The following is an 11,821-nucleotide window of genomic DNA, read 5'->3' as shown; positions in this document are numbered from 1 at the left end:
CGGCGCAGGCGCCTGCCGCCAGCGCCGCGCAGGCCGCCACGGGCGCGCCCCGCGGCGGCGCGCGCACCGTCCAGCTCACGCTCAAGCAGCTGGGCGCCACCGCGCCCTTCCAGTTGCGCGGCGTGGACGCGATCAACGGCGTGCCGTTCTCGGTCCGCGCCGACGAGATCGTGACCTCGGCGCGGCTCAAGTTGCGATACACCTATTCGCCTGCGCTGATACCGGCGCTGTCGCATATCAACGTGATGGTCAACGGCGAGGTCGCCGGTACCGTGCCGGTGCCCAAGGAGACCGCGGGCACCAGCCTGGAACGCGAGGTGCCGATCGATCCGCGGCTGATCTCCGAGTTCAACCGCCTCAACCTGCAACTGATCGGCCACTACACCACCGACTGCGAGGATCCTTTCCACTCCAGCCTGTGGGCCACCGTCGGCAATGGCAGCGTGCTGGAACTCACGCTGACGCCGCTGGCACTGGCCAACGAACTGTCGCTGCTGCCGCTGCCGTTCTTCGATCGCCGCGACGTCGGCCGCCTCAGGCTGCCCTTCGTATTCGCCGGCGCGCCGTCGCTGGCCACGCTGGAAGCGGCGGGAACCGTCTCGTCGTGGTTCGGCGCGCTGGCCGGCTATCGCGGCGCATCGTTTGCCGCCACGCTGAACCAGGTGCCGGCCCAAGGCAATGCGGTGGTGTTCGCTACCAACGAGGAAAAGCCAGCGGGCGTGCAGGTGCCCGCCATCAACGGGCCGTCGATCGCGGTGGTGCCCAATCCGGGCGATGCCAACGCCAAGCTGCTGCTGGTGATGGGGCGCGACAGCGCGGAGCTGAAGACCGCGGCGCGAGCGCTCACGCTCGGCGCCCGCGCGCTGTCGGGGCAGAGCGCCACCATCAACAAGCTCGAAGACGTGGCGCCGCGCGTGCCCTACGACGCGCCGAACTGGATCCGCAGCGACCGGCCGGTGCGTTTCGGCGAACTCGCCGAAGTGCGCGACCTCAACGTCTCGGGCTACAACCCCGACCTCGTGCGCGTGAATTTCCGCCTGCCGCCCGACCTGTTCGGCTGGCGTACCAAGGGCATCCCGATCGACCTGAAGTATCGCTATACGCCGCGCCCGGTGGTGGACAAGTCCACGCTCAATATCAACGTCAGCAACCAGTTCCTGCGTGCCTATCCGCTACGCTCGGTGAAGAACCAGGATGGCCGCGCCAGCCAGTTGCTGGCCAAGGTGCTGCCGGATGGCTCGGTGCCGGTCAGCGAACACATCGACCTGCCGCTGTTCATGCTGCCCGCGCACTCGCAGCTGCAGTTCCACTTCTATTACGACTATCTCAAGCAGGGTGCCTGCAAGGACGTGCTGCTCGACAACGTCAAGGGCGCCATCGATCCGGATTCGACCCTCAACATCTCCGGCCTGCCGCACTTTATCGCGCTGCCCGACCTCGCGGTGTTCGGCAACAGCGGCTTCCCGTTCACGCGGATGGCCGATCTGTCCGAGTCCGCGGTGATCCTGCCGGACAAGCCGGCTGCCGAGGACTATTCGACCTATCTCACGCTGATGGGGCGCATGGGTGAGTCCACCGGCTATCCCGCCACCGGCGTGGCCGTGAGCGTCGCGGCGCAGGTCGACAAGCAGTCCGCGCGCGATCTGCTGGTGATCGGCACCACGCAGAGCCAGCCGCTGTTCACGCAGTGGGCCGAGCGCATGCCGGTGTCGCTGGGGGGCAATGAAAAGCGCTTCTCACTGACAGATATTGTCTCGACCGTAGCAGGCTGGTGGAACGGCGCGGATGGCACGCGCAACCGTCCGCTGGAAGCACGGATGTCGATCAGCAGCGCCAGCACCGACGCCGCGCTCAGCGCCTTCGAGTCGCCGCTGGCGTCCGGGCGCAGCGTGGTCGCGGTCACCAGCAACGCGCCGCAAGGCCTGCTGGCGATGACCGAGGTACTGCTCGATCCCGACCAGGTCGCCAACGTGCAGGGCAGTCTGGCGCTGGTGCGGGGCAAGGAGATCGACAGCCTGGCGGCCCAGCAGAACTACTACGTGGGCAAGCTGCCGCCCTGGACCTATGTGCAGTGGTGGCTCTCGCAGCGGCCCCTGGCCATGGTGCTGATGATCGGCGGGTCCGCGCTGCTGCTGGCCGCCTTGCTCTTCCTGTCGCTGCGGGCACGCGCCGCCCGCCGCAAGCGGGGAGAAGGCAAGTGAGCGTGAACCAACTGCGCGTAAATCAACCGCGCCGCCGCTGGCTGGCCGGCCTGCCCGGGCTGGGCGCGCTGGCGGCACTGGGCGGCTGGCCCGCGCTTGCAGGGGCGGCGACGCCCAGGCCTGCCGCGCCCGCCGCCTGCGCCTGGCCGCTATACCAGCAGTTCCTGTCGCGATTCGTGCAGGCCGATGGGCGCGTGGTCGATCCCTCCACCAAGGAGCAGCAAAGCACCTCCGAGGGCCAGTCCTACGGCATGGTGTTCGCACTGGTGGCCAACGACCGCGCCACCTTCGACCGGCTCTGGCAGTGGAGCATCGCCAACCTGGGCGCGGGCAGCCTGCAGGACAAGCTGCCCGCCTGGCAATGGGGCCACCGCGCCGACGGCTCGTGGGGCGTGATCGACGCCAATCCGGCCTCCGACGCCGACCTGTGGTTCGCCTTCGCCCTGCTCGAGGCTGCCCGCTTGTGGCGCCAGCCGCGCTATGCCGAACCGGCGCGCGCGCTGCTCAAGCTGGCGGCGCAGCACGAAGTCGTGTCGCTGCCGGGCTTCGGCACCATGCTGTTGCCGGGGCCGCAGGGCTTCGCACAAGGCAAGGCCGATGGCCCGCGCCAATGGCGCCTCAATGCCAGCTACCTGCCCGTCCCGCTGCTGCGCCGCCTGGCCGCCGCGGACCCGGCCGGCCCCTGGGGCACGCTGGCCACGCAGACTGGCAAGCTGGTTGAGGCGGTGGCCCGGCAGGGCATCGTGCCGGACTGGTCGGCCTATCGCAGCGACAACGCCGGCAGCGGTTTTGTCGCCGACCCCGACAAGGGCGACGTCAGCAGCTACGATGCCATCCGTGTCTATCTCTGGGCCGGCATGACGCCGCGCGGCGACGCCGCCGGGCGCGTGCTGATGAAGGCGCTGGCGCCGCAGGCGCAGCGCATGGCCGGGCGCGCCGCGCCGCCCGAGCGCATGCACGCCGATAGCGGCGCGCTGGAAGGCGAAGGGCCGACAGGTTTCTCCGCCGCGCTGGTGCCTTTCCTGCAGGCAGCGGGATCGCCGGCCGCAGCGGTGCAACGCACGCGCGCCGAGTCGATGCTCGATGCCGCGCAAGGCAAGCCCGCCGCTACGTATTACGACACCGTATTGGGATTATTTGGCCTCGGCTTTGCCGAAGGCCGCTTCCGGTTCGCGCCTTCGGGGCAACTGGAGCTGGAGTGGGAGAAGACATGTCGAACCGCAAGCGCCCGGCCATGACCGGAGGCGCGACCGCTTCCAGGGCGACGCACGGACTGGCAAAGTCCGGCGACGCCGCGCGGGCCAGGGGCCTGCGCGCCAAGACGCTGGTGCTGAGCCTGCTGACGGCATTTGCCGCGGCAGCCACCGCGCAGGAGGACCCGGTCAAGCTGCTGGTGGACCAGGGCAAGTACTGGCAGGAACGCGGACGCAGCGATCGCGCCGCCGAAGCATGGCAGAAAATCCTGCGGCTTAACCCGAACCAGCCCGAAGCCCTGTACGGCATGGGCGTGGCAGAAACCGAAGCGGGCCGCGCCGACGCTGCGCGCACCTACCTTGAGCGCCTGAAGAAGGCGCAGCCCAACTCACCGCTGGTGGCGCGCCTGACGCAGGTGATCAGCAGCGGCGGCGAGACCAGGCAGGTCGAGCAGGCGCGCCAGCTGGCGCGCAGCGGCCAAAGCGAGGAAGCGGTCAAGCGCTACCAGCAGGCCGCGGGCGGCGCGGTACCGCAAGGCAACCTGGCGCTGGAGTACTACCAGACGCTGGGCGGCACCGCGCAAGGCTGGGAAGATGCGCGCAAGGGCCTTGAGCAACTGGCGCGCGCCAATCCTTCCGACAACCGTGCCCAGCTCGCGCTGGCGCAACACCTGACCTATCGCGAATCCACCCGGCGCGACGGTATCCGCCAGCTCGAAGCGCTCTCGAAGAGCAGCGACGTAGCGGCCGCGGCCACCGAGAGCTGGCGCCGGGCACTGACCTGGCTGGGCGGCCGCCCGGCCGACGCGCCGATGTACCAGGCATGGCTGGCAAGCCATCCCGACGATGCCACCATCCGCGCCAAGCTCGATGCGATCAAGGGTCAGCAGCAACAGCAGCAGGCCACGCAGGTCGCCGGCGCCGCCAGCAACCCGGTACGCCAGATCGTGCAGCAGGGCTTCGACGCGATGGATGCCGGCGACCTCGAGCGCGCCGGCGAACGCTTCCAGGCCGCGCTGGCCCAACATCCCGGCGACGCCGATGCCCTCGGCGGCATGGGCGTGCTGCGGCTCAAGCAGGAGAAGTTTGCCGAGGCCGTGGACTTTCTCGACCAGGCTGCCAAGCATGGCGCGGGCGGGCGCTACCGCAGCGCGCAGAACAGCGCCACGTACTGGCTGCTGTCAGAGCAGGCAAGCGCCGCGCGCAGCGCGGGCAATCGCGTCGAGGCACGCAGCCTGCTGGAGCGCGCGATCAGGCTCGACCCGCGCGAGCCTTCGGCGCAGGTGGCGCTGGCCGACGTGATGGCCGAGGAGGGCCAGTACGCCCAGGCCGAAGCGGCTTACCGGCGGGTGCTCAAGCAACAGCCCGACAATCCCGATGCCACGCGCGGCCTGGTCGGCGTGCTGGCGGCGCAGAACAAGAGCGCCGAAGCGCTCGCCATCGTGCAGAACCTGACGCCGGCACAGCAGGACAAGGTCGGCTCGCTGGGCAAGCTGCGCGCGGAAGAAGCGCGCGGCCAGGCGCGCGCCGCGCTGCAGCGCGGCGATACCGCCGGCGCCCGCCGCGCGCTGGAAGATGCCATGGCGGCCGATCCCACCAACCCGTGGGTACGGCTGGACGTGGCGCGCGCCTATGCCGCGATGGGTTTGAAGGAGCAGGCGCGCAGCGTCATGGACGGCTTGCTGCTGTCCAATCCCAATATGCCTGACGCGCTGTACGCCAGCGCGCTGCTGTCCGCCGAAACCGGCGACTGGCAAAGCGGGCTGGACGCGCTGGAGCGTATTCCCCCGCAGAACCGCACCCGTGACATGGGCACCCTGCAGCGTCGCCTGTGGGTGCACGCCGAAGCCGAGCGCGCCAGCGGACTCGCCGCCGCCGGCCAGCAAGCCGCCGCGCTTGGCGTGCTGCAACAGACCGAACGCTACGCCCAGCAGGACGCAGACCAGCTTGGCGCGCTGGCGCTGGCCTATGCCGATGCCGGCGACGAGGCGCGCGCGCTGTCGCTGATGCGCAACGTGATGAGCCGCACGGTGCGCCCGGATGTCGGCATGCAACTGCAGTACGCGGCCATCCTGCTCAAGACCAAACAGGACGTGGAACTGGCCGGCGTGCTGCGCCAGCTCGCCAATGCCAGCATGAGCGCATCGCAGCGCCGCGACTACGACGACCTGCGCGTGGCCTATATCGTGCGGCAGGCCGACGCGCTGACCGAGAGCGGCGACCTGGTGGCCGCCTACGACATGCTGGCGCCGGCGCTGTCCGAGCGTCCGGGCAACGGCGCCGTGCGTGCCAGCCTGGCGCGCATGTACGCCCAGGCCGGCGAGAACAAGAAGGCACTGACGCTGTACGAGAGCGTGCTGGAGAAGGATCCGCGCAACCTCGACCTGATGCTGGCGGCCATCGGCACGGCCACCGCCGCCAAGGAATACAGCTGGGCCGAAGGCACGCTGCAGATGGCGCTGGCGCAGGCGCCCAACTCGCCCAAGGTGCTGACCGCCGCCGGGCGGCTCTATCGCGCCGAGGGCAAGACCTCGCGCGCGGCGGACTATTTCCGCGCGGCGGTGGCCGCCGAGAACGCACTGGGAACTCCGAGCCGCTCCGCACGCCCGGGTGGCGCGGGCTTTGACCGTGTGCCGTCCAACCCGTTTGTCGGATTGCCCGGCCAGCGGGATAGCTCGCAGTTGCCGCCGCCCGGCTCGCAGGCGCCCTATCCGGTCGTGCCAGGCCCCAGCCGTGCCGTGGCGGCGCCCCAGCCCGCGATGATCCCGGCGCCAGTAATGATGAGTGCAGGCGGGCAGCCCTCGCAGCCCTATATCCCGGCGCCGGTGTCCGCCGGCGGGCAGCCGATGGCTCCCGTTATCCAGCAGCCGCAAGCCTACTATCCGCAGCAGGCGCCCGCCCCGGCGCAGGCCCCCTACAGCACCGCCGGCACGCGTGGCAAGAACACGCGCGGCAGCACCAAGGCGGCTAACCAGGCCACGCAGCCCAATCAAGGCTATGCCGCTTACCCGGCACCGGCCCCGGCCTATCCGGCCTATCCGGGCAACGTGCAGGCCGCCCAGCAGCCCGGCGTTCCGTATCCGGTCCCGCAGGCTGCGGCGGCTCCCCAATATCCAGGGGCGCAATACGCGGTGCCGGCCGGCGGTTACGCGGCGGCACCCGTGCCCGCCGCGCCAGCGCGCCAGCCGATCGGCGCGCAGTCTCGCGCGCCCTGGCTGGCCGATGCCGACTCGCAGGCGAATCCTGTGGGGCCCAGGACCGCGCAAGATGAACTGCGCGAGATCGAGGCGCAGCGCAGCAGCACCTTCGCCGGCGGCCCCACGCTGCGTGGGCGCAACGGCGACTCTGGCATGAGCCAGCTCACCGAAATGCAGGTGGTGGCGGAGGCCAAGATGGCCGCCGGCAACGGCAAGCTGGTGGCACGGGTGACGCCGGTCGCGCTCGACGCCGGCTCGGTGGGCGGCGACTACAACAGCGCCTCGCGATTTGGCGGCGGTCCGCTGGCCTTCCCGGTGGGAGGGGCGCCGGTCAACCTGAACGGCACGCCGTTGCAGTCCACTTCGCCAGGCTCGCAGAACGCTTTTGGGGTGGCGCTCGGTGTGGCCTACGAGTCGGACAATTTCAAGGCCGATATCGGCAGCACGCCACTGGGCTTCCGCTATACCGACGTCAACGCCGGCGCTCGCCTCAGCCTGCCGGTGACGCAGCGCACCACGCTGTCGCTGGGCGCGTCGCGCCGGCCCGTGACGGACAGCCTGCTGTCCTACGCGGGCGTCAGCGACGATCGCGTCGGCCTGCAGTGGGGTGGCGTGATGAACAGCGGCGGCCGCGTCGACCTTGGTTGGGACGATGGCCTCTTCGGCATCTACGGCTATGGCGGCTACGGCGTGCTGACCGGGCACAACGTCATGCGCAACAACCGCTGGGAAGGCGGCGGCGGCTTCTACCTGCGCCTGATCGACAACGCCGAGCAGCGGCTGATGAGCGGCGTCAACTTCACCTCGATGGGCTACTCGGACAACCTGCGCTACTTCACGTTCGGGCAGGGCGGCTATTTCAGCCCGCAGACGTACTTCGCCGTGACGGTGCCGCTCTCGCTGGCGGGCCGCAGCGGGCGGCTGGCCTACAATGTGCGCGGCGGGCTCGGCATGCAGGCCTTCCGCGAGGATGCTTCGAACTATTTCCCGACCGATGCGGCAGCCCAGTCGGCCGCCAATGACGCGGCGTCGAAGGCCTTCAAGGCTGGCCTGACCAACTCGAGCAGTGCGGTATATCCGGGGCAGTCCAAGACCGGCGTGGCCTACAATCTGGTTGGCTCGGTGGAGTACCAGGCGGCCCAGCAACTGTTTGTGGGTGGCCTGGTCGGGCTCGACAACGCGCGTGACTACAGTCAGTGGTATGCCGGCGTCTACGTGCGCTATTCGCTGCAACGCCAGACCGGTCAGATCGCGTTCCCGCCGGTACAGCCGCAATCGGCGATTGGCCCGGTGCCGTTTTGAATGAGCACGGGACCATACGGAGGAGCCGGGCGCGCGACGATCCATCAATCAAGTGAGAGCGCAGCAAACAGGCTGTGGAAGGAAGTTCATCATGGGTGAAGCAAAACGACGGGGCAGCCAGGCAGAGCGTGCCGAGCAGGCACGCACACGGCTTGAGGGCCTGCGGCCCGCGCAACTGGTGTGCGGCTCGTGCAAGACGGCGTTCAGCACCTTCGATGCGATCGATGCGCCTAACCTGCGTGGCATCGATGCGGTGTTTGGCGGGCAGTGTCCCAATTGCGGGAACGATGTGCTTGTGTTCAAGGGCGAGCCCAATGCCGTGGCCGACGCGATGGTGGCGTGGGAGCGAATGATGGGGGCGGACACCAAGCTTGGGTATCAGTCGCGGGACGGCAAGCACGTGCCGTTCAACGAGGGCAAGGAGTAGGCGCAGCGCTGCCGCAAGGCAAGTAAAGGGAAGGAAAGCAGCGACAAAGTATGGGCGCTTGCATTGACCTGCCGCGCCCGGGTGCAGGCGCCCGCGCGGACCATCGCCGACATCCGTTTTCCGAAGCGCCGCGGGACGCGGGGCAAGGCATCGCCGTCCGTGTCCGGCGTTTCGGGAATCGGGGTGATGCCGCGCTTCGCGACGCTGTGCAAGCCGTGCCGCCTCCCTGGCCGGCGGCGCCGGTTTCAGTCCTCGTCCCCTTCCCCCAATAGCGCCTCCGGCCCCATCTCGAACCGCCCGCGCCCCGCGGCCTTGGCACGATAGAGCAGCGTATCGGCCTGCCGCATCAGCTCCTGGTCCGGCATCGGCGCCCCCTGATAGAGCGCCACCCCGATACTCACGTCGACATCCGCGAACACGCCATCGATAAAGAACCGCCTGCCAACCGAATGCACGATGGCCTGGGCGATACGCCGCGCGTTGGCGGCACCGCCGATATCCTCCAGCACCACAGCGAACTCGTCTCCGCCCAGGCGTGCCACGGTGTCGCGTTCGCGCACGCAGCGCAGCAGCCGCCGCCCGAAGGCCTGCAGCAGCAGGTCGCCGGTGATATGGCCGTGGAAATCGTTGACGGCCTTGAAGCGGTCCATGTCCAGGTAAAGCAGCGCCATCAGCCGGCCATCTTCACGGCTGCGCGCCATGGCCGCCTGCAACAGCGACTCGAAGGCGCCGCGATTGAGCAACTGGGTCAGGTGATCCAGCCGGGAGATACGCGATAGCCGCATGGTCTCCAGCTTGCGCTGGGTCACGTCCTGCACATGCACGTGCACGCCCATCACCTGGCTGTGGTCGGCGCTCCATTCGGGGCGGAAATTGGTTTCCATGCAGCGGTACTCGGGATCGCTTTCCTCCACCTCGAACGTTACCGAGGTACCGGACAAGGCATTTTGCAGGAACGGCCGGACGCGCGCATAGCGGGTTTCGCCGATCACCTCGCGTACGGTCATGCCGCGCAGCGTTTGCACCGGAATGCCAAAGGTCCGCTCATAGGACAGGTTGTTGAAGACATAGCGTTCGTCGGGCCCGACAAAGGCCAGCAGCGCGGGCAGCGTATCGGTGACCGCGCGCAGCTGGCGCTCGCTCAGGTCGAGCTGTTCGCGCCGCTCGCGCACGTCATGCATCAACTGCCCGAAGGCGCGCGCGAGATCGCCGATCTCATCGTTCTGCAGTGCCGGCAACCGTTCGTAGGCGGCAAGGTCGTGGGCGCTGTCGCGTACCACCTGGTGCAGGCGCGTGAGCGGCGCCAGCAGGTGCCGCAGGGTCAGCCAGATCAGTAGCGCCACCACCCCCAGCGCCAGCAAGGCCAGCCCGAGGAAGCGCGCCTGCATGGCATGCAGCGGGGCGAAGGCCTCGCGCGCGGGCAGCACCGCCACCAGCTCCCATCCCGTGCTCTCCATCAGGTAGCGGGAAATCAGCGGCCTGGAAGGCGAGAGAAACTCGATAGCGCTGCTGCGATCATAGACGCCACAGGTATCGCCCAGCGCGCGTGCCGGTTGCGCCGTCATGCCCGGATCCGGGTGCCGCACGTAGACCGGCATGCGCCCGGCCGATACCAGGCAATAGAAGCCGGTGGTGCCAAGCCGGTTGTGCGTGATTTCCACCAGGAAGTTGGCGCTCGACAGGTCGAGCAAGCCCCCCAGCAGGCCGACGAATTCGCCTTGCGGGGAGACGATCGGCACGGCCACCAGCACCCCGGTCGCGCCATTGATGCGGGCGCGGATGGGCGGCGTGATCACCGGCTCCAGGGTGCGCGCGGCCTCGCGGAAATAGTCGCGGTCGCCGACGTTCACCGGCACGCCGTCGTGGGCCAGGATGCGGCCCTGGGCATCGGCCACCATGAACGAATTGAAGGTGCCCGGAACGGGGATCCGCCGTTCCAGCAGGCGGCGCAATTCGGCGCCGGGGCGCCCGAGCTCCCCGGCGAGCTGCGGGGCCACATGGGATAGCAGGGTGACGCGGTCTTCCATCGCGGTGTCGAGCTGGTCCGAGGCGAGCTTGACGATGGAGTCCTGCTGGTCCTGCAACGCGGCGCGCAGGTCGTCGTGCGCATAATAGAGCGAAGCCAGCACGATGCCGGTACCAAGTACGGCGGCGAACGCCGTGGTAATCAGCGCGAGACGCGCCTTCAGGGAAAGCGAAACTTGGGGCATGCGAGCCGGCGGTGTCGGGGAATGGCGCGTGCCTTCTGGCCGGCCGGCCCGCATAGCTGCCGGGAGTCGGGCTCCGGCAGGCTTGCGGGCCCGCCAACCCTACCACAAGCGCCTGCCCCGCGCGAGTCCGGATGGGTGCGCGGGGTGTGCCGCGCGAGTGCGTGTGGCGCCGCACGTTACTCCGGGATGCCGGGGGTGGGCGAGCGGTTGACGCCACGGTATAGTGGCTCGAAGCCCTGCGGCGGCAGGGTGAGGCCGTCGAGGGCTCCCATCCGCTCCCCCTGTTCATGAAACTGCCCTCACTTTCGCCCGTCTTGCTATCCCTGCTGGTTGCCGCTACCGGCGCCCTGGCCACGGGCGGCGCCTGGTACGGCATGCGCACGCTGGAGGACCGGGTGGTGCGCGACGATTTCGATGCGTTGTTCTCGCCGGTCTTTACGGCCTTGCAACGGCGCCTGCAGGACAACGAGCAATTGCTGCGCGGGACCGCGGGACTGTTCGCCGCCGATCCCGTCGCCACGCGCGAGCAATGGCGCAACTACCTGTACACCACGCAGCTGGACGAGCTGCCGCCCGGCACGCAATCGATCGGTTATGCGCGCCTGACCCCTCCCAGGGAGCTCGACTGGCTGGTCGAGACGATACGTCACCAGGGGCAGCCAGGCTTCGAGGTCTACCCGCTGGGCCCGCGCGACGTGTACGCGCCGGTTGTCTATGTCGAGCCCTTCGCCGGGCGCAACACGCGGGCGCTTGGCTTCGACATCCTTTCGGACCCCGTGCGCCGGGCCGCCGCCGAGGCTGCCCGCAACAGCGGCGAGGTGCGCCTGACCACCGGCGTGGAACTCGTGCACGAGAACGAAACGCAGGCGCCGCAACGCGGCGCGGTGCTCTACCTGCCGGTGTACGGCAGCGGCTTGCCGCTGAACACGCCGGTCCAGCGCCAGCTGGCCGTGACCGGCTACGTCTATACGTCCTTGCGCCTGGAGGACTTGTTGCGCAGCGTCGGCTTGCCCGCTGCCGGCGCCTTGTCGCTGATGCTCTATGACGGGCGCGACACCCGGCCCGGCGCGCTGCTGGCCGGCGACGCGGAGCCCGTGGCGGCGGCCGCGCCGGCGCCGCAGCAGCAGGCGGAGCGCGAATTGACATTCGGCGGCCGGATCTGGACCCTGCGCGCCACCACCCTGCCAGCCTTCGAGACGGCGCATCGCCCGCGGCGCTCCCGGCTGACGCTGGCGGGCGGCCTGGCGGCGACGCTGATGGCGGCGTGGCTGGTGCTGGTGCTGGCGCGGCA

At 69.4% G+C, this 11,821-nt stretch carries 6 protein-coding genes; 5 read left to right on the top strand and 1 reads right to left on the bottom strand.

Features of this window, described 5'->3' with window-relative positions; all coding sequences use genetic code 11:
• The 4 genes from bcsB to CF70_RS00575 all read left to right on the top strand — a co-directional run.
• Positions 1–2,201: cellulose biosynthesis cyclic di-GMP-binding regulatory protein BcsB (bcsB, locus tag CF70_RS00590; RefSeq protein WP_035859009.1), on the top strand; the 2,201-nt coding region annotated here is incomplete at its 5' end.
• An 11-nt stretch (positions 2,202–2,212) separates the two neighbouring features.
• Positions 2,213–3,439: a cellulose synthase complex periplasmic endoglucanase BcsZ gene (bcsZ, locus tag CF70_RS00585; protein WP_035859018.1), complete on the top strand. Its 1,227-nt coding sequence runs from the start codon at positions 2,213–2,215 to the stop codon at positions 3,437–3,439.
• Positions 3,412–7,893 carry a cellulose biosynthesis protein BcsC gene (locus CF70_RS00580; protein ID WP_035859006.1) on the top strand — a complete coding sequence of 1,494 codons (4,482 nt, stop codon included), beginning with the start codon at positions 3,412–3,414 and terminating at the stop codon, positions 7,891–7,893. Before bcsZ ends, CF70_RS00580 begins: the two co-directional genes overlap by 28 nt.
• 91 nt (positions 7,894–7,984) lie before the next feature.
• Positions 7,985–8,320, top strand: coding sequence for a hypothetical protein (locus CF70_RS00575; RefSeq protein ID WP_035859003.1), 336 nt, complete (start codon positions 7,985–7,987; stop codon positions 8,318–8,320).
• 245 nt (positions 8,321–8,565) lie between these two features.
• Here CF70_RS00575 and CF70_RS00570 read toward each other — a convergent pair whose 3' ends face one another.
• On the bottom strand, positions 8,566–10,530 hold the full coding sequence (locus CF70_RS00570) for a sensor domain-containing diguanylate cyclase (protein ID WP_035859000.1): 1,965 nt from the start codon (positions 10,528–10,530) through the stop codon (positions 8,566–8,568).
• 287 nt (positions 10,531–10,817) lie between these two features.
• Here CF70_RS00570 and CF70_RS00565 point away from each other — a divergent pair.
• Positions 10,818–11,821 (top strand): CHASE domain-containing protein (locus CF70_RS00565; protein WP_200876672.1); only part of this gene is annotated, 1,004 nt, incomplete at its 3' end.

This window comes from Cupriavidus sp. SK-3, from assembly GCF_000611145.1.
Taxonomy (GTDB): Bacteria; Pseudomonadota; Gammaproteobacteria; order Burkholderiales; family Burkholderiaceae; genus Cupriavidus.
Note: the sequence above shows the minus strand (reverse complement) of the source record. Positions and strands in the feature narration are given on the sequence as shown.